Source organism: Ruegeria sp. CG11 (genome assembly GCF_056537245.1).
Map to the genome: position 1 here is coordinate 144,009 of NZ_JBQFRE010000005.1, position 18,613 is coordinate 162,621.

Genomic DNA, 18,613 nt, shown 5'->3' on the forward strand with positions numbered 1-18,613 from the left:
CCGGTTGCGGGGCGGCGCTAGAACCGCTCCAGCAGTCGCTTAAGGTACTCCAACTCGATCTGAGGACGATCCGTCTCGCCGGTCCGGCGGCGGATTTCGTCCAGCAATTCGCGGGCACGGCGATAAACGTCCTCGCCCTGCAGCATGTTGTCATCGGTCGAGATCGACCCGTTCGTGCCCGGATTGCGGCCCAGCGGATCACGGTTGTTGGCCTGCATATCCCCGTCCTGCGAGCCCTGACCGGGTTGGTTCTGCTGGTTCTGAGCCAGAGCCTCGCCCAATGACCGCATCCCTTCGCGCAAGGCTTCCATTGCCTCGGACTGGCGGTCGATGGCCTCGGCGAGATCGTCACTGCGCAGCGCCTCTTCAGCCTCGTCCATGGCGCGACCTGCGCGGCCCAGCGCATCGCGCGCAGCTTCGCCCTCGGGTGTTCCCGCGCCGGGCAGGCTTTGCTGCTGACGGCCCAGCTCATCGCGAAGAGCTTGCTGGCGGTCGGCCAGCGATCCCTGCCCCTGCTGGTTGCCCTCAGCCTGATCCGAACCCTGCCCCTGACCACCTTGACCCTCGTGGCTCTGACCCCGACCCAGACCACCGCTGCGGCCTTCATTGCCTTCGCTCTCGCCGGCCTGTGCGCCCGGGTTGAACTGTTCCTGCAGATCGCGAAAGGCCTGATCGCTGAGCCCCTGCTGTTCGCGCAGAGTTTCAGCCAGCCCCTCCATGGCCTGCTGACCTTCGGATTGCTGGCCCTGACCCTGGCCTTGGGTGACGCGCATGTTCTCCATCATCTGCTGGAACTCTTCCAACGCCTGCTGCGCCTCAGCCATGCGGCCCTGTTCCATCAACTCCTGAATGCGGTCCATCATCCGCTGCAGGTCGTCCTGCGTCATCTGCAAGGTTTCACCGTTCTGGCCTTGCTGGTTCTCGTCAAACTCGCCGTTTTCCTGCGCCAAGCGCTGCAGCTGGCGCAAATAGTCCTGCGTCGCCTCGCGCAGTTCCTGCATCAACTCGGCGATTTCCTCGTCCGATGCGCCGTTCTTCATCGCCTCAGACAAACGTTCCTGCGCCCGGCGCATCCGCTCCAGCGCATCGGCCAGCGTGCCTTCTTCGATGATGACCGCCAAATCCCACAGGGCCTGTGCGATCTCTTCCTGCTGCTTGGGCATCAGGTCGTATTTGGTAAACGCCTCCAGCCGTCGCAGGGTGACGCGCAGGCGCAGATAGGCAGTGTCCGAGCGGAAGAACCCTTCGGGCAAATGCGACACCGCGCGCAGCAACTGAGCAACCCGTGGCGCGTTGTCCCGCGACCACAGCAGATCGCGGCGCTGTTCGATTACCGCAGCGGCCAGCGGATCAAAGAAACGCCGCGCGGGCAGCTTGGTCATGTAGGGTTCTGACTGGCTTTCCTGATCTGCCGCGTCCCGTGCGGTCAGGGTGATTGTCACCGGCAGATGCGCCCAGGGGTGCTGCGAGAAATCCTCGATCAGATCCTCGGTGAAATCGGCCCGATCACCGGTGATCGGCATGGGCAGTTCCACCTCGATTGCCTCGCGCGCCTCGGGGGCGACGGTCAGACCATAGCGGCGTTCCACCGCAGCAAGGTCCAAGTTGATCGTGGCGCTGCCGGACACCACGCCATAGTCGTCACTGGCGGCAAAGGGCAGCTTCATCTGCCCACCCGCTTCGGCCTCGGCCACATCCGCAACACTGATGCTGGGCGAGGTATCCTGAACCACATCCAGCGCCCAGTCACGCCCGGACGGGCCCGCGATCCTGAGCCGACCTGACTGTTCAACAACAAACTCCTGCTCCGGTTCGGTCGCGCCCTCCGTTCCCAACGGCGTGGACGTTTCCGTCAGGCTATGGGCGCCAACCTCTCCGTAGAAACGCAGGGTGATGCGGCTGCCCTGCGGGATCGACAGCGTTGGGTCGGTCTGGTCGGCAAGATAAAGCGTCGGCAGGCCCGTATAGCGCGGTGGTTCGACCCAACCCTCCCAGCTGGGCCCTTGGCCTGCGATGGCTGCGCCGGGGGCCATTTCGGCCACCGATCCGATGCGCCAGAACGACCCGAACAGCCCCGCGATCACCAGCGCCAACAGGGCGGAATAGCGCAGAGCGTAAGGGTCGCGGTCGGCCAGCCGCAAATCAGGTTTGACCGGTTCGGCCTGCGCCGCACGCTGCGCCATACGGGTCTGGTGCGCACGCCAAAGGGCAACCGAATCCGCATCCATCGCACCAATGGCCTGATCATCCATCAACGCTTGAATCGGACGCCCCGGCAGAGAGGCATCCAGCCGCATCAGCGCCTCGGTTCGTGATGGCACATGGAATCGCCTCGCGCCCAGTACCAGCGCCGCAAGCAGCCCCAACAGGGCCAATGCGCCGACAATCCAAACGATTTCCACACCCACAAGATCCTGCAGCCCAAGCATCAAAGCCGCCAGAATCGCCATGGAAATCGTGAAAAACGGCCAAAACGCGCGCAAAACCTGCTCGGCCAGCATCCCTGCGTGCGTCAGCCACAGAGACAGTCTTGGGATCGGCAGGGTCGGTCTTGCGGTCAAGGCGGGCCTCCTGAACAGGCCCGCGCGGTTATCGCGTCAAAGCCACGTAGGTATGGTATCGCGGTTTATGATTTCGTCAAAGCTTGGCCGTTCACGAATTACGGCAAATTGATCCCCATGCACCAGAACCTCTGGGATCAGGGGCCGGGTGTTGTATTCGCTGGCCATCACCGCACCATAGGCTCCGGCGCTTCGGAAGGCGACCAGATCACCAGCGACAAGCGGCGGCATGTTGCGCTGTTTGGCAAAAGTATCACCGGTTTCGCAGACCGGGCCGACGATATCATAGGGCTGTTGCTCAACGCCCGGCTCGGGTTCCTGAACAGCTACGATATCATGATGCGCCTCGTACATCGCGGGACGGATCAGGTCGTTCATGGCCCCGTCGAGGATCAGGAAATCGCGACCTTCGCCGGATTTCACATAGATCACCTTGCTGACCATCAGACCGGCATTGCCCGCAACCAGGCGGCCCGGCTCAATCTCGATCTCACAACCCAGATGGCCCAGCGTTTTCTTGATCAGAGCGCCATATTCCACCGGCAGCGGCGGTGCGTCATTGGCACGGGTATAGGGAATGCCCAAGCCACCGCCCAGATCGAGACGGCGAATGTTGTGGCCCTCGGCGCGCAGTTGCTCGGTCAACTCGGCGACCTTGGTATAGGCCAGCTCGAATGGCTCCAACTCGGTCAGTTGCGAGCCGATATGGACGTCGATGCCGATCACCTCCAACCCCGGCAGGGTGGCGGCGTGAGCGTAAACCTCGGATGCGCGGGCGATGGGAATCCCGAACTTGTTCTCGGACTTGCCGGTGGCGATCTTGGCGTGGGTCTTGGCGTCGACGTCCGGGTTCACCCGCACGGTGATCGGCGCGACAACACCCAGCTCCAACGCAACCGCGTTGATCACTTCCATCTCGGGCTCGGATTCTACGTTGAACTGGCGGATGCCTCCGGTCAGCGCGGTGCGGATTTCGTCCGCCGTTTTACCGACCCCCGAAAACACGATCTTGTCGCCCGGAACACCCGCAGCCTTGGCGCGCAAGTACTCCCCGCCAGAGACCACATCCATCCCCGCGCCTGCCTGCGCCAAGGTCTTCAGGATCGCCTGATTGCTGGCGGCCTTCATCGCGTAGCAGACAAGGTGATCAGCGCCCTCAAGCGCGTCATCGAACAGCTGGAAATGCCGCAACAGGGTCGCCGTCGAATAGACATAGAAGGGAGTTCCGACCGCGGCTGCGATTTCGGAGATTGGGACATCCTCGGCGAAAAGCGCGCCGTCGCGGTAGAGAAAGTGATCCATAACTGCGCGCTTAGACCAAAACCGCCCGCCGGATCAATGGATTCTGCACGGCCCGAAGCGTTCCGTCAGTTGGTTGTCGACACACCAACCCGCGCGTAGCCCGAGACCGAGACGCCCGAGCGATCCGAATTCGCCTCGGGCTCGGAACTGGGAGTGTAAGAAGGATCACAGGCCGCAAGCACGGCGAGGGACAGGATCAGGCCGAAAAATTTCATAGTATCGTCTTATGCTTAGGGGTTGGCGCAAGGCCGGTTATACAATGCAGATAGGGGCGTGGTAATCAAATTGCAAAGGTGTCACACACCCAGATAGACTCCCAGACCGCCGCGTCGGAACCCAACACCCCCACCGACATGAGTACCGCTGCTGCCAACGCCGACACCCAGGCTAGCCGTTGGCTGGATCGGTTCGCCATCGGCACCGCAGGCGGCCAGGGTAAACCCGGCCGCAATAAGCAAAACCACACGAAGCAATTGCATCATACCAGCGCCTTCCACCGCTCAATCTGGGCACGCACCTGATCGGGTGCTGTGCCACCGTAGGACTGGCGTGAGTTTACCGAGTTTTGGACGGTAAGGACAGAATAGACATCATCGGTGATATCCGCGTGGACCGACTGCATGTCTTCCAGCGTCAGGTCGGGCAGGTCACAACCCTTGCTCTCAGCCATAGCAACCAGCGATCCGGTGACATGGTGTGCATCGCGGAATGGCAGGCCCAGAACGCGGACCAGCCAGTCAGCCAGATCGGTCGCGGTCGAGAACCCCGACCCGGCGGCGGCGGCCAGGCTTTCGCGGTTCGCGGTCATGTCCTTGACCATGCCTTCCATCGCCGCCAGCGCCAGCATCCAGTTGTCGGCGGCGTCAAAGACCTGTTCCTTGTCTTCCTGCATGTCCTTTGAATAGGCCAGCGGCAGGCCCTTCATCACCATCATCAGCGCAGTGTTCGCGCCGTAAATCCGACCCACCTTGGCGCGGATCAGCTCGGCCGCGTCTGGGTTCTTCTTCTGCGGCATGATCGACGATCCGGTCGAGAAGCGGTCGGACAGCGTGACGAACCGGAACTGGGCCGAAGACCAGATCACCAATTCCTCGGCAAAGCGCGACAGGTGGACGGCGCAGATCGACGCGGTGGATAGGAACTCCAACGCAAAATCGCGGTCGCTGACTGCATCCAGCGAGTTCGCGGCGGGGCGATCAAAGCCCAGCGCCTCTGCTGTCATCTGGCGGTCGATGGGGAAGGACGTGCCAGCCAGCGCGGCTGCACCAAGGGGGGATTCGTTCATCCGGGCGCGGGCGTCGCGGACGCGACTCAGGTCGCGGCCGAACATCTCGACATAGGCCATCATGTGGTGGCCCCATGTCACCGGCTGCGCGGTTTGCAGGTGGGTAAAGCCCGGCATGACCCAATCGGCGCCCGCTTCGGCCTGCGCCAAAAGCGCGCGGATCAGGGCCAACAGGCCGCTCTCAGCCGCGTCCAGTTGATCACGCACCCACAGCTTGAAATCGGTCGCCACCTGGTCATTTCGCGACCGGCCCGTGTGCAAACGGCCGGCGGGCTCGCCAATCACCTCTTTCAGCCGCGCTTCGACATTCATGTGAATGTCTTCCAGCGCGGTCGAGAACTGAAATTCTCCGTTCTGGATTTCTGACAAAACGGTGAGCAGCCCTTCCCGAATAGCTTCAGCGTCACTATCAGTAATAACGCCTGTAGCTGCCAGCATAGCGGCATGGGCGCGCGAGCCTGCGATGTCCTGGGCTGCCATCCGCTGATCGAACCCGATCGAGGCATTGATCGCCTCCATGATCGCGTCTGGACCGGCGGCAAAGCGGCCGCCCCACATCTGGTTCGAGGATTGATCGGTCATGTAAGAAAACCCGGAGTTGATATGCGCCTATTTCGTCTGATCCCCCTTTATATGGCCCTTGCGCTGGGTGCAAACGCGGCTTTGGCCACGGATGCGGAAACTCTGGGCCCGCTGCGCGAGGGTACGCTGAAACGGCTGATCCTGCATAAGGAACCCAAATCTCACGAACTGGTCGAGTTTCAGCTTGAAGATGACGGCGGTACCGCAACGCTCGCGGATTACAAAGGCAAATACGTTCTGCTGAACTTCTGGGCCACGTGGTGCGCCCCCTGCCGCAAGGAAATGCCCCAGATCGCCGAATTGCAGACAGAGTTCGGTGGCGACAAGTTCGAGGTCCTGACCCTTGCCACCGGACGCAATTCCCCTGCTGGCATCAAGAAGTTCTTCGAGGAGAACGGCATCGAAAACCTGCCCCGCCATCAGGACAAGGGCTCGGCCGTGGCACGGGAATTCGGCGTTATCGCGCTACCGATCACGGTGATCCTCGATCCCGACGGCAATGAGATCGCCCGGCTGATCGGGGACGCCGAATGGAATTCGGACAGCGCAAAGGCGATTATTTCAACACTGGTGGGCGCTGAAAGCTAAGGAATACGCCATTCCCGGCAATCTGTGCTAGACTGGAACCGGCCCCGAAGGGCCGGTTTTTTCGTTTGTTACCTTTTGGAAGGGAGGCGACTATGAAACCCGTCGTTCTGTTGATTGGCCGCTTGCCCAACGTCATCGGCGACGTGGCGCGGCAGTTGGATCACATGCCGATTCAATGGCTGGGTGCACATGACCCCGACGAGGTCCGGCGGCAACTGGATGCCGAGCCCCGGATTGTCTGCGCCATCATGGGTGCCGGTCTGGATGACAAGATACGCGGCGAGTTGGTCGGCATCATCGCCGCACGCAGGCCGGATATCTGCATTCACCTCAAGGATCGCGCCTCTGGCCCCGATGGCCTGGTGCCCTTTGTCCAGCGAGTCGTGCAACACGAAATACTCGACACGCTCGAGGCAGGCTGACGCAACGCTACCTTTGACAGCTTCCTGACCGCTCTGCACTGTGCGGGCGGGAGGACGGAATGCCGCTTGAAATACTGCTGGTTCTGGTTGTCGGAGGCATCGTCGGTGTGACGGTGCTGCTGCATTTTACCGGGCGGTCACGGGTGCGCGAACTGACGCCCGAAACCGCCCGCTCGGAATGGCTGCGTCACGCGCCCGACGATGAGATCATCGACATCACTATTACACATGACAAACACTCGGCCCTGATCCGGACCGAGACCAGCAACGGATTGCTGTGGTCTTTCGGCGCCGATACCGTGGCGCGTCATCTGCTGGATTTCGACTGGCTGGATCACCCCGAAGGGATTGAGATCCAGTTCCACGAATTTGGCACTCCCAAAGCCATCGTCCGCCTGGACGACTTCGAACGCCCGCATTGGGAACATCTGATGGACCCCTCATGACCGACCAAGTGACCTTTCCCGATGCCGTGCAATGGGCAGTGCCGTTTTTTATCGCAGCCATTCTGGCCGAGTTCCTGTGGATCGCCATCAAGGGAAAAGGCGGCCGGTATGAGACGCGCGATGCCGTGACCTCGCTGGTGATGGGGGCCGGGAATATCGCCTCGGGCTTTTTGCTGGGGTTCATCGCCTATGCCTTCTTCATGTGGCTGTGGCAGATCACGCCACTGAACCTTGGCACCTCGATCCCTGTGATCATCCTGTGCTTTGTGCTGGACGATCTGCGCTATTACTGGGTGCATCGCTTTGGCCACCGCATCCGCTGGGTCTGGGCCAGCCATGTGAATCACCACAGCTCGCAACACTACAACCTGACGACCGCGCTGCGGCAGACTTGGACCTACACCTTCACTTTCATGATGGTGGTGCGCGCACCGCTGATCCTGCTGGGCTTCCACCCGGCGATGGTGCTGTTCTGCGGCGGGCTGAACCTGATCTACCAGTTCTGGATTCACACCGAAGCCATCGGCAAGATGCCCCGCTGGTTCGAGGCGGTGATGAACACGCCCAGCCACCACCGCGCGCACCACGGCCGCAACGCGCGCTATCTGGATTGCAACTATGCTGGCGTCTTCATCATCTGGGACAAGATGTTCGGGACATTTGTTCCCGAGCAGGAGGATGACCGCGTCGATTACGGCTTGGTCCACAATATCGGCACCTTCAACCCGTTGCGCGTGGCCTTTCACGAATGGGTCAGCATCTGGCGCGACGCGAGCCAACCGGGGCTGACCCTGCGCGAACGTCTGGCCTATTGCTTTGCGCCACCGGGCTACAGCCATGACGGCAGCCGTGACAGTTCTGAGCAGATCAAAGCCAAACACCTGGCCCGCCATCCGGAAGATCACGGAACGCCCGGATTCGAGCAATTCGAGACCAAAACGCCCAATACGCAAGCAAAACAGGCTTAAACCCGCCGACCCGGCACCCCCATTCCTTGAAAGCGGAAAATCACATTCCATATTCAGCGGATGTGACCCGTATCAAGTAGTCGGAGGCCGACATGTCCAGATTGACGAGCTTATCAACCATTCTTGGTCTGGCGGGTCTGGTTCTGGCCATGTTGACGGCATTGGCAGGTGGCGCGCCCAGCATCATTGCGGTGGGATTTGTCATGCTCGCACTGGGCTTCATGGGCGCCGTGATCGGCGCAGCGACCGCCTTGGGCCGCGTATGGGAAACGGCGCGCTGAACCGCATCAATTTCACACTCTTTAACCGCACTTTCATAGTTTTGTCCTGAAATCAGACCCCGAGCGGCAACGTAATGGGAATGGCAAGGCTATGCGGGGAAAAGAACAGGCAGATGTGCCCGAGGGTGCCGAAAACCCACTGAATGCGGCCGTTGCATCTCGCGACACCTCCACGGTTCAGATGGCGACCGAGGCGGTAAAGCACAAACAATGCAAGCTGGCCTTTCAACCCATCATGCAAGCTCATCCCCCGTTTGGCGTGGCCTTTTACGAAGGGTTTATCCGGGTGCTGGACGAGACCGGGCGGGTCATTCCCGCGCGGGAGTTCATGCCGCAGCTAGAAAACACCCCCATCGGGCGGGACCTGGATTGCGTCGCGCTGGAGATGGGGCTGCGGACACTGGCCAGAAACCCCGACATCCGCCTGTCGATCAACATGTCCGCACGCTCGATCGGGTATGCGCGGTATTCGCGGGTGCTGGAGCGGTTTCTGAAAAAAGATGCCGGTATAGGCGAACGGCTGATCCTAGAAATTTCGGAAAGTTCGGCCATGACGGTGCCGGAACTGGTGATCGATTTCATGGACCGGCTGCAACCGCGCGGCGTCGCCTTTGCGCTGGATGATTTCGGCGCAAGCAATTTCAGTTTCCGCCATTTCCGAGAGTTTCTGTTCGATGCCGCCAAGATCGACGGCCAGTTCGTGCGCGGCATCAGCGACAACCCCGACAATCAGGCGCTGGTCCGCGCACTGGTCGCCGTGGCGCGGGAATTCGAAATCCTGGTGACGGCCGAATCGGTGGAAACCAAGGCAGACGCCGAATTCCTTGTGGCCAATGGCGTGGACTGTTTGCAGGGGTTCCTGTTCGGCGCCCCTACCGTTTCGGCCCCCTGGAAAGACGTGAAAACCCAGCAAACCGGCAGCTAACCACGCAAAACTGCCCCTAGGGCACCCTGAGACAAGGTGACCGTTGCTGCAATTGCAGCATTGCGCTATGCCATGTTCAGTTGGAGCGGGGGATCAGGAGGCGCTCTGGTTCACAGGGGCCTTGCCTTTGCGATCCGCGCCGTTACGGTTCCCACAGGACCTTGATGGTAAAGGATTGTCTATATGACCAACGTAGTAATCGCATCCGCAGCACGCACCGGTGTCGGCAGTTTTGGCGGCTCGTTTGCAAACACACCCGCACATGATCTGGGTGCCGCCGTTCTTGAGGCCGTCGTCGAACGTGCCGGCGTCGAAAAGGGCGAGGTAAGCGAAACCATCATGGGTCAGGTGCTGACTGCGGCTCAGGGTCAGAACCCGGCGCGTCAGGCGCATATCAATGCCGGCCTGCCGCAGGAAAGCGCGGCCTGGGGCATCAACCAGGTCTGTGGTTCGGGCCTGCGTGCCGTCGCTCTGGGTGCCCAGCACATCCAACTGGGCGATGCTGAAATCGTCGCCGCCGGTGGTCAGGAAAACATGACCCTCTCGCCCCACGCCGCCGCCTTGCGCGCCGGTCACAAGATGGGCGACATGAAGTATATCGACACCATGATCCGCGATGGTCTGTGGGATGCCTTCAACGGCTATCACATGGGTCAGACCGCCGAGAACGTGGCCGAGAAATGGCAAATCAGCCGTGACATGCAGGACGAATTCGCCGTTGCTTCGCAGAACAAGGCCGAAGCTGCGCAGAAGGCTGGCAAGTTCGCGGATGAGATCACACCCTTCACCATCAAGACCCGCAAGGGTGACATCGTGATGGACAGCGACGAGTACATCCGCCACGGCGCAACCATGGAGGCGATGGCCAAGCTGCGCCCCGCCTTCACCAAGGACGGTTCGGTCACTGCGGCAAACGCATCCGGCCTGAACGACGGCGCGGCAGCGACCCTGCTGATGTCGGCTGAAAACGCCGAGAAGCGCGGGATTGAGCCTCTGGCCCGCATCGCGTCCTACGCAACCGCCGGTCTGGACCCGTCGATCATGGGCGTCGGCCCGATCTATGCCTCGCGCAAGGCGCTGGAGAAAGCAGGCTGGTCGGTTGACGATCTGGATCTGGTCGAAGCCAACGAAGCCTTTGCCGCGCAAGCCTGTGCCGTGAACAAGGACATGGGTTGGGACCCGTCGATCGTGAACGTGAACGGCGGCGCGATTGCCATCGGTCACCCGATCGGCGCATCCGGCTGCCGCGTTCTGAACACGCTGCTGTTCGAAATGAAGCGCCGCGACGCGAAGAAGGGTCTGGCGACCCTCTGCATCGGCGGCGGCATGGGTGTCGCCCTCTGCGTGGAGCGCGACTAAGTGCGTTGACAATTAAACATAAAAGGGCGTCCGACGGGCGCCCTTTTTTGTTACAATTACCCCTTACCCGATAGATGCGACAATATCACCGGACAGAAAAACGAAATCGATCACGAAACGATATTGCGCAGCAATCTCTCTCAGAGTAACAGAATTACCAAGCAGACTAAATTGGAGGAATCCTCAATGGCACGTACAGCACTCGTAACCGGCGGCTCCCGCGGCATCGGCGCAGCAATTTCCAAGGCGCTCAAGGCCGAAGGGTATAATGTTGCAGCCACCTATGCCGGGAACGACGAAGCGGCGGCAAAATTCACCGAGGAAACTGGCATCGCCACCTACAAGTGGAATGTGGCCGACTATGACGAATCCAAAGCAGGCATCGAAAAAGTCGAAGCCGAGGTCGGTCCGGTCGACATCGTGGTTGCCAACGCTGGCATCACCCGCGACGCGCCGTTCCACAAGATGACCCCGGATCAGTGGAAAGACGTGATCGACACCAACCTGACCGGCGTGTTCAACACCGTCCACCCCATTTGGCCCGGCATGCGTGAACGCAAGTTCGGCCGCGTGATCGTCATCAGCTCGATCAACGGTCAGAAGGGCCAGTTCGCGCAGGTGAACTATGCCGCGACCAAGGCGGGCGATCTGGGCATCGTCAAATCGCTGGCGCAGGAAGGCGCACGCGCAGGCATCACCGCCAACGCGATCTGCCCCGGTTACATTGCGACCGAGATGGTCATGGCGGTTCCGGAAAAGGTTCGTGAATCCATCATTGGCCAGATCCCGGCCGGTCGTCTGGGTGAGCCCGAGGAAATCGCCCGCTGCGTGGCGTTCCTGGCGTCCGACGATTCTCAGTTCATCAACGGCTCGACCATTTCGGCCAACGGTGCACAGTTCTTCGTCTAATTAGACGATCCGCAAGAAATCGGGCCGGTCCTTTTGGACCGGCCCTTTTTTATCCCGTAAGAACGCGCGCGCTGCGCTCAGCGGGAACCGAACAGCCATTTCAGGGCATTGTTGATTGCGCGGGACCGTTCCAAGTGCGCGCGCTGAAAGGCGCGGGCCATTGCGGTGTTGCTGGTGACCTCGAACATGCAAGTATCCTTTCAATTCAGTTTTGTTTGACTTGCATTGAATGTGAACCTTAAGCTAGCGACTGACAAACGAGCTTTTTTCCGCCATCAGATAAGAATTTCTTGACGATATGAGCAGCGCACTTCCCCCTCTGACCGCCCTGCGTGCCTTTGATGCCGCCGCACGGCACATGTCCTTTGCCAAGGCGGCAGACGAGTTGCATGTGACACCCGCTGCACTGTCTTTTCAGATCAAATCCCTCGAGGAACATCTGGGCCGCCCCCTGTTTCACCGCCTGAACCGCGCGGTGGAGATGACCGAGGCCGGGCGCGCCCTCGCCCCTGGTGCGGCCGAAGGGTTTGCCACGTTGCAGGCCGCGTGGCAGGCGACCCGGCGGCAGGGCAATGACACCAGTCTGACAGTGACCGCAGGCCCTGCGCTGACGGCCAAGTGGCTGGCGCCGCGGCTCTATGACTTTGCCCGGTCGTATCCCGAGATTGACCTGAAGTTTTCGGCCACCCTGAGGATCGTGGACCTGGAACGCGACGATGTGGATGTGGCCATCCGCTTTGGCTATGGCCCGGATGAGGGGATGTATTCCGTCCCCGTCCGCAAAGAATGGCTGACCCCGGTTATGACCCCCGAACTGGCTGAACAGTTTCCGACCGTCGAAAGTCTGAAGGACGCGCCGCTGATCCACGACGACTCGATTGCGTTTCTGCGGCCCCGTTGCGACTGGCCCACCTGGTTCCGAGCCGTGGGGATCGAATTCACGCCCGAGCATGGCGCGCGGTTCTCGAATGCCGATCACGCGATCGATGCCGCCGTTGCGGGTGTTGGCGTAGTGCTGGGCCGCCGCGCCATGATCCTGAAGGACATGACCGAGGGGCGGCTGGTTGCCCCCTTCAAGGTCGCCATCGAGACCCGCGGGCGGTTCCGCTTTCTGTGCCTGCCCGGTGCCGAAAACCGGCCCCAGATCGCCGCTTTTCGCAATTGGTTCGTTGCCGAGATCGAGAAAACCGCGCATATCTCGGACGATTTCAAGATCATCCCGGTGGAAGACATCCCAACCCCATGACCAAAACACGCGCAACAGCCATCGGGTTTATCGCCGTTTTGCTGTGGTCTTTGCTGGCCCTGTTCACCGTTGGGTCGTCTCCGACCCCGCCCTTGCTGCTGAACACCATCTGCTTTTCGATTGGCGGCACGCTAGGCCTGATCTGGACCAGGGCCAACGGTGGGTTGCGCCAACTGCGCGCAGTACCCATCACGACATATCTGTTCGGCACCGCCGGGCTGTTCGGATACCACGCGCTGTATTTTTCGGCCCTGCGCATGGCCCCGGCGGCTGAGGCCGGGCTGATCGCCTACCTCTGGCCGCTTCTGATCGTGCTGTTTTCCGGGCTTCTGCCGGGTGAGACCCTGCGCCTCGGACATCTGATCGGCGCCTGCCTTGGCTTTGCCGGGGCGGCCGTGATCATTGCTGGTGGCGGCAGCATGGGGTTTCAGGCCGATCACCTGCCGGGTTATGGGCTGGCGCTGCTCTGCGCGCTGACATGGTCGGGCTATTCGGTCCTGTCGCGGCGACTGGGCGATACGCCGACCAGTTCGGTCGCCGTATTCTGCATCGCCGCCGCTTTCGCTTCGGGCCTGCTGCATCTGGCGGTCGAAGACACCGTCTGGCCGAAGGATGCAATCGGCTGGATATCAGTCGCGGCACTTGGGCTGGGACCGGTCGGGCTGGCGTTCTATGTCTGGGATATCGGGGTCAAGCAGGGCGACATTCAGATGCTGGGCACGGCGTCCTATGCGGCACCCTTATTGTCTACGCTGGCTTTGGTTTTGGCCGGGATCGCCGCCCCATCCTGGGGTCTGGCGATCGCGGCCGTGTTCATCACAGGCGGCGCGGCGATTGCCGCGCGGGCCAGTATGAGACGCTAGTTCGACAGTCGCTCGATCTCTTCTTTCAGCCTAAGCTTCTGCTTTTTAAGCTGAGCAATGTGGAGATCGTCGATGCCAGGCGAGCGTTGGGCTTGTTCTACTTCAAGACCGAGAGATTCGTGCTTTTTCTTCAGTTCGGTCAGGTGTGCGCTCACGCTCATGGCGATACTCCTCTGTTGGTGTCTGAGTTTCACGTAAGAAGTTGACCACATCGTTTCCACCCTGTCACGCTGCAGACGCACAGAAAATGTCATAAATCCGACAATTTCGGCTGGTTACTGCCTATCGGTCGAAAATGCCGCAGATCGCGGCCCCGCCGCGCAGTGCGGCTGAGACCTGTGGCGTATAGCTTTCACTGTCTTTTTCGTGACGTTCGCCCGCGTGCAAAATCAGCGGCGCGTGCAGCCGAAACGCCGCCTTACCGCCCTTTCTGGCCCGCAAAATCACCAGTTCAGCGGCGCGACCGGTACGCGCGGCCAGCGGCAGCACCTCGACCGAGCCCAGACGCCCGGCGCAGCCCGCCAGCATGTCAGGCAGACGGTCGGCCTTTTGGATCATGTGAAGATACCCGCGTGGCGCGAGGCGCTTGGCTGCGACGTCGAACCAGTCCGTCAGAGGTGTTTCCTCTCCCAAGGCCACGCTGCGCCCCTTATCCGCAGCCGGGCTATGCGCCCCAGCACGGTAATAAGGCGGATTGGCGATCACGTGGTCGAACTGCCTTTGTTTCAGGTCGGCAGGCAGCGCGTTCAGGTCTGCTTCGATCACCTCCAACGACGCCCCGTTTTCGACTGCGTTCCGGCGCGCCAGATCGGCATAAGCAGGCTGCAGCTCCACCCCGACCCCCTGCAGCCCCGACACGCGGGCCAACAGACACAGGATCGCTGCACCGGCTCCGCAGCCCAATTCCAGCACGGTGTGACCACGTGTCGCCGGAACTGATGCCGCCAGCAGCACCGGGTCCACCCCAGCACGATAGCCGGCACGCGGTTGCCACAAGCGTACACGCCCGTCCAAAAAATCGTTACAGGTCAATTCTGTATCGGAAAACAGGCTCATCGTCCCAGCGGAATGTCATTGTCGCGCATCACCCGTTCCGCCCGGATCAGGTCATCCGCCCGCACCATCAGGCGGCGGGGAAAAATTCCGATGCCGCCTTCGAGGATGCTCATATTTACGTCCATCTGAAAGCAGTCTATATCCTCTCCCTCAAGAAGGGCCGAAGCAAAGGCTAGGATCGTTGGATCGGTGCTGCGCAAAAGTTCTTTCATGGGGATGGATGTAAGGGCAAGGACCGCCGAAAGTCGAGCCTTGTATCAGGAGTGTGATGGATATCGACACGATCACAAAACCGCATGAGCGGCTGGCGGAAATTCTGGCTGGCGAAATGGACGCGGTCAATGAGCTGATCCGCACGCGCATGGCCTCGGAACATGCGCCGCGCATTCCCGAAGTGACCGCACATCTGGTTGAGGCCGGTGGTAAGCGCCTGCGTCCGATGCTGACCCTGGCGGCCGCGCGGTTGTTCGGCTATCCGGGCGACCACCATGTTAGGCTGGCCGCAACGGTCGAGTTCATCCACACCGCCACCCTGCTGCATGACGACGTGGTGGACGAAAGCGCCCAGCGGCGCGGACGGCCTACGGCGAACCTGCTGTGGGACAACAAATCCAGCGTTCTGGTCGGCGATTATCTGTTTTCCCGCAGCTTCCAGTTGATGGTTGAGACCGGATCGCTGCGGGTTCTGGACATTCTGGCCAATGCCTCGGCCACCATTGCCGAGGGCGAAGTGCTGCAGATGACAGCCGCCACCGATCTGGGCACGGATGAGGCGATCTACTTGCAGGTCGTGCGCGGCAAGACCGCCGCGCTGTTCTCGGCTGCGACCGAGGTCGGCGGTGTGATCGCTGGCGCCTCGGAAGAGCAGGTCAAGGCGCTGTATGACTATGGCGATGCGCTGGGTATCGCCTTCCAGATCGCGGATGATCTGCTGGATTATCAGGGCGATAGCAAAGCCACCGGTAAGAATGTCGGCGACGATTTCCGCGAGCGTAAGCTGACCCTTCCGGTGATCAAAGCTGTGGCGCAGGCAACCCCCGACGAACACGCTTTTTGGGAGCGCACCATTGGTAGGGGCCGTCAGGAAGACAGCGATCTGGACCATGCGCTGGGTCTGATGGGCAAATACGGCACTTTGGACGCCACCCGCGCGGATGCGTTCGGATGGGCTGCCAAGGCCAAGGCATCGCTGGACGCCCTGCCCGATCACGAGATCCGCACCCTGCTGCGCGATCTGGCCGACTACGTGGTCTCGCGCCTCAATTAAGCTGAGTCGCGCGGCACCACCAATCGGGATGGGCCGCGCCAATCTCATAAGCCGCGAAATGCGCGTCTTTCATCGTTGGGTATAACGCAAAACAGGTCGAACCTGAGCCTGACATCCGGGCCAGCAGACTATTCTTGGTATCTGCCAGCTCCTCAAGCACACGGGCCACCTCCGTGGCCAGCCCGGTGGTGGGCGGCTCAAGATCATTGCGCTGATCCTGCAACCACGTGGCACAGTCCTGAGGCGTGTTGAAGGCTGGGACCACGCCCGGCATGGGCGGGTTGTCACGGCTGGCCAATGCCGAGAACACCGCGCCTGTCGGCACTTCGACGCCGGGATTGACCAGCAGGGCGGGCAATGGGGGCAATGTGATCGGGTCCAACTGCTCACCGATACCGCGCATCCGTGCACCAGACGCCAACATGCACACCGGAACATCCGCCCCCAAAGACAAAGCGGCATCCGGCGAGACAGCCCCACCCTGATCCGCAATCATCCGCAGCGTCGCCGCAGCGTCGGATGAGCCCCCGCCGATCCCGCCGCCGTGGGGCAGCACCTTGTTCAGATCGATATGCCCCGCCCAGCCCGCAGACTCGGCGGCTTTCCAGACCAGATTGCGATTGTTCGTGGGCACGCCCTCGGCATGTTCACCGGTGACAGCCATCGACAATGTGGGGCCGGGGGTGAACTCCAACGTGTCGCCGACTTCTGCGAATACCACCAGCGAATCCAGCAGGTGGTAGCCGTCCGGCCGCTGGCCGGTTACATGCAGGGTCAGGTTGATCTTGGCGGGTGCGAAGGCCTTAATGGCCATTGGCGACCTTCAGCGGCTCGGCACCTTCTTCGGCCAGAACCGCGTCCAGCCCAATCTCCAGCTTGCGGCGGATGCGTTCGGGGTCGGCCTCGCCATCCGTGTCAGACGGGTCGATGAAGGACAGGGCGCGGCTCCACTGGAACTCGGCCTCACGCCCACGACCCACGGCCCAGTACACATCGCCCAGATGGTCATTCACCACCGGATCGACCGGCATCAGCTCGACCGCGCGCTCCATATGCTCGACTGCTTCGTCATAGCGACCCAGACGGAACAGGACCCAGCCCAGACTGTCGACGATATAGCCGCTGTCGGGTCGCGCGGCGACGGCGCGTTCGATCATCTCAAGCGCCTCATCCAACTTTTCCTGCCGTTCAACCAGCGAATAGCCCAGATAGTTCAGCACCTGCGGCTGATCCGGGTTCAGCTCCAATGCGCGGCGGAAATCGGCCTCGGCCTGATCCCAGTTCTTCAACCGCTCATGCGAGATACCGCGGGCATAATGCAGGAACCAGTTGCCGCCCGTGCCGCTCTCAGTCAGCTCTATCGCCCTGTCATAAGACCCGATGGCGCTCGCGTATTCCTCTTGCTGGCGCTGCAGATCGGCCAGTGCCACATGCACGCTGGGCAGGTCCGGGCTCTGGCTGGCGAGCGTCTGCAACACTTCGGCGGCTGCATCTTTTTTGCCCCACCGGCTGAGCACCTCGGCCCGGCCAAGTTCGGCGGCGTGGTAATCGCTGCTGCTGGGAGGCACCATTCGATAGGCGTCCACCGCCAGATCATATTGCTCCAGCTCGTCCAACAGCTCGGCGCTCAGCAGGACCGCGTCCACGTGATCGGGCCGCAGGAATGTGGCGATGCGCGCATATAGCAGGACGTAGTTCTCAGCTGCATCGTTGCTGAGCGCGGCGCCGACGGAAAAGAACACTTCGGCCATTCCGTCCTGAGCCGATTGCGCATGGGTGAACGGCAGCGTTTCACTGGCGCTCAGACGCGCGACATAACCCTCGATGGATGGATCGCTGCCAGCGACAAAGACCTCCGCCAGAAACTGCAACGCCTCTTCATGGCGGTCCAGTTGCGACAGGACTTCGGCCCGGGCAAGAGCCGCGCGGCGCGAAAATCGGGACACAGCGCCATTGTTCGCCGAGAACACCTCTTCGGCGCCTTCAAAATCACCCACCGACGCCAGGGCCAGCGCCTTGTGGTACAGCGCAAAGTCCCGCAGCCCGTCCTGCGTGGCAACCTCGTCGAATTGTTCCATGGCGCTGGTCATGGCACCCTGACCGATATAGGCCCAGCCCGCCATCAGACCGTCGACCAGAGGCCCCACGCCCTGTGTTTCGGGATCCAGCGCCAACAGGTCGTCCAGCTTGCCCTCGGCCCCCAGATTGGCAGTGATCACCATCCGCGCCGCCTGACTGGGCAGGTCCATATCCGCGATCGCCTGCGCAACAGGCAGGGCGCGCTGCACCTCGCCCAGGGACAGGCGTGCGACGACAACGCTTTCCAACAAGGTCGCATTTTCGGGATCTGCCTTCAGGGCGCGGGCATAGTATTTCTCGGCTGCGGTATAGTCGTTCTCGTAAATCGCCTGACGGCCGGCCAGATAGGCGCCGGACCCATTATCCGCTTGAACCGGAAGTACAAAAGACGAAGTGAACAGCACAGCCAGCGCTGCGCGACGAACCAGAGAAACCACCAAAATCCTGCCTTGCTATTCTTGTCTGCGCAACAAG

General features: G+C 61.3%; 21 protein-coding genes. 11 read left to right on the forward strand and 10 right to left on the reverse strand.

Annotated elements, in window-relative coordinates; all coding sequences use genetic code 11:
- Window positions 1-17: 17 nt before the first annotated feature.
- The 5 genes from ACR0KW_RS13760 to argH all read right to left on the reverse strand — a co-directional run bounded on the left by ACR0KW_RS13760 (window position 18) and on the right by argH (window position 5,730).
- The gene (locus ACR0KW_RS13760; RefSeq protein ID WP_480805491.1) at window positions 18-2,561 is read right to left on the reverse strand and encodes a TIGR02302 family protein; all 2,544 of its coding nucleotides are present in this window, start codon (window positions 2,559-2,561) and stop codon (window positions 18-20) included.
- A gap of 36 nt (window positions 2,562-2,597) precedes the next feature.
- Complete coding sequence (lysA, locus tag ACR0KW_RS13765) at window positions 2,598-3,863, reverse strand: diaminopimelate decarboxylase (RefSeq protein WP_480805492.1); 1,266 nt, start codon at window positions 3,861-3,863, stop codon at window positions 2,598-2,600.
- Window positions 3,864-3,928: 65 nt separating this feature from the next.
- Window positions 3,929-4,078 carry a hypothetical protein gene (locus tag ACR0KW_RS13770; protein ID WP_480805493.1) on the reverse strand — a complete coding sequence of 50 codons (150 nt, stop codon included), beginning with the start codon at window positions 4,076-4,078 and terminating at the stop codon, window positions 3,929-3,931.
- 81 nt (window positions 4,079-4,159) lie between these two features.
- The gene (locus tag ACR0KW_RS13775; protein ID WP_480805494.1) at window positions 4,160-4,345 is read right to left on the reverse strand and encodes an argininosuccinate lyase; all 186 of its coding nucleotides are present in this window, start codon (window positions 4,343-4,345) and stop codon (window positions 4,160-4,162) included.
- The gene (argH, locus tag ACR0KW_RS13780; protein ID WP_480805495.1) at window positions 4,342-5,730 is read right to left on the reverse strand and encodes an argininosuccinate lyase; all 1,389 of its coding nucleotides are present in this window, start codon (window positions 5,728-5,730) and stop codon (window positions 4,342-4,344) included. The genes ACR0KW_RS13775 and argH overlap by 4 nt, the downstream gene beginning before the upstream one ends.
- Window positions 5,731-5,751: 21 nt before the next feature.
- Between argH and ACR0KW_RS13785 the strand changes: the two genes are divergently transcribed.
- The 10 genes from ACR0KW_RS13785 (at window position 5,752) to yddG (ending at window position 13,737) form a co-directional block, all read left to right on the forward strand.
- Entirely contained in the window at window positions 5,752-6,318 is a 567-nt protein-coding gene (locus ACR0KW_RS13785; RefSeq protein WP_480805496.1) for a TlpA disulfide reductase family protein, read from the forward strand.
- A 92-nt stretch (window positions 6,319-6,410) separates the two neighbouring features.
- Window positions 6,411-6,740 (forward strand): hypothetical protein, encoded by a 330-nt coding sequence (locus tag ACR0KW_RS13790; protein ID WP_170327203.1) that lies wholly within the window; start codon window positions 6,411-6,413, stop codon window positions 6,738-6,740.
- A 59-nt stretch (window positions 6,741-6,799) separates the two neighbouring features.
- Window positions 6,800-7,186 carry a hypothetical protein gene (locus ACR0KW_RS13795; RefSeq protein WP_480805497.1) on the forward strand — a complete coding sequence of 129 codons (387 nt, stop codon included), beginning with the start codon at window positions 6,800-6,802 and terminating at the stop codon, window positions 7,184-7,186.
- Window positions 7,183-8,154, forward strand: a complete 972-nt coding sequence (locus tag ACR0KW_RS13800; protein WP_480805498.1) for a sterol desaturase family protein — start codon at window positions 7,183-7,185, stop codon at window positions 8,152-8,154. Before ACR0KW_RS13795 ends, ACR0KW_RS13800 begins: the two co-directional genes overlap by 4 nt.
- A 92-nt stretch (window positions 8,155-8,246) precedes the next feature.
- Complete coding sequence (locus ACR0KW_RS13805; RefSeq protein ID WP_480805499.1) at window positions 8,247-8,435, forward strand: hypothetical protein; 189 nt, start codon at window positions 8,247-8,249, stop codon at window positions 8,433-8,435.
- Between the two features lie 91 nt (window positions 8,436-8,526).
- On the forward strand, window positions 8,527-9,360 hold the full coding sequence (locus ACR0KW_RS13810; RefSeq protein ID WP_480805500.1) for an EAL domain-containing protein: 834 nt from the start codon (window positions 8,527-8,529) through the stop codon (window positions 9,358-9,360).
- Window positions 9,361-9,543: 183 nt separating this feature from the next.
- Window positions 9,544-10,719, forward strand: coding sequence for an acetyl-CoA C-acetyltransferase (locus ACR0KW_RS13815; protein WP_480805501.1), 1,176 nt, complete (start codon window positions 9,544-9,546; stop codon window positions 10,717-10,719).
- A 186-nt stretch (window positions 10,720-10,905) separates the two neighbouring features.
- Window positions 10,906-11,628: an acetoacetyl-CoA reductase gene (phbB, locus tag ACR0KW_RS13820; RefSeq protein ID WP_480805502.1), complete on the forward strand. Its 723-nt coding sequence runs from the start codon at window positions 10,906-10,908 to the stop codon at window positions 11,626-11,628.
- A gap of 298 nt (window positions 11,629-11,926) precedes the next feature.
- Window positions 11,927-12,874 carry a transcriptional regulator GcvA gene (locus ACR0KW_RS13825; protein WP_480805503.1) on the forward strand — a complete coding sequence of 316 codons (948 nt, stop codon included), beginning with the start codon at window positions 11,927-11,929 and terminating at the stop codon, window positions 12,872-12,874.
- Window positions 12,871-13,737, forward strand: a complete 867-nt coding sequence (gene yddG, locus ACR0KW_RS13830) for an aromatic amino acid exporter YddG (protein ID WP_480805504.1) — start codon at window positions 12,871-12,873, stop codon at window positions 13,735-13,737. Before ACR0KW_RS13825 ends, yddG begins: the two co-directional genes overlap by 4 nt.
- On the opposite strand, the gene ACR0KW_RS13835 is transcribed toward yddG, so the two are convergent.
- From ACR0KW_RS13835 to ACR0KW_RS13845, 3 genes are all read right to left on the reverse strand, one after another.
- Complete coding sequence (locus ACR0KW_RS13835; protein WP_170327212.1) at window positions 13,734-13,898, reverse strand: YdcH family protein; 165 nt, start codon at window positions 13,896-13,898, stop codon at window positions 13,734-13,736. The genes yddG and ACR0KW_RS13835 overlap by 4 nt on opposite strands.
- Before the next feature lie 121 nt (window positions 13,899-14,019).
- A complete protein-coding gene (locus ACR0KW_RS13840) occupies window positions 14,020-14,793 on the reverse strand; it encodes a tRNA1(Val) (adenine(37)-N6)-methyltransferase (protein ID WP_480805505.1) in 774 nt (257 codons plus the stop codon).
- Window positions 14,790-15,005 (reverse strand): putative signal transducing protein, encoded by a 216-nt coding sequence (locus tag ACR0KW_RS13845; RefSeq protein ID WP_170327214.1) that lies wholly within the window; start codon window positions 15,003-15,005, stop codon window positions 14,790-14,792. Before ACR0KW_RS13845 ends, ACR0KW_RS13840 begins: the two co-directional genes overlap by 4 nt.
- Before the next feature lie 56 nt (window positions 15,006-15,061).
- Between ACR0KW_RS13845 and ACR0KW_RS13850 the strand changes: the two genes are divergently transcribed.
- Entirely contained in the window at window positions 15,062-16,060 is a 999-nt protein-coding gene (locus tag ACR0KW_RS13850) for a polyprenyl synthetase family protein (protein WP_480805506.1), read from the forward strand.
- Here ACR0KW_RS13850 and ACR0KW_RS13855 read toward each other — a convergent pair.
- Window positions 16,053-16,874: a 4-(cytidine 5'-diphospho)-2-C-methyl-D-erythritol kinase gene (locus ACR0KW_RS13855; protein ID WP_480805507.1), complete on the reverse strand. Its 822-nt coding sequence runs from the start codon at window positions 16,872-16,874 to the stop codon at window positions 16,053-16,055. The two genes, ACR0KW_RS13850 and ACR0KW_RS13855, sit on opposite strands and share 8 nt — an antisense overlap.
- Window positions 16,864-18,576 (reverse strand): tetratricopeptide repeat protein, encoded by a 1,713-nt coding sequence (locus ACR0KW_RS13860; protein ID WP_480805508.1) that lies wholly within the window; start codon window positions 18,574-18,576, stop codon window positions 16,864-16,866. Before ACR0KW_RS13860 ends, ACR0KW_RS13855 begins: the two co-directional genes overlap by 11 nt.
- Between the last annotated feature and the right edge of the window lie 37 nt (window positions 18,577-18,613).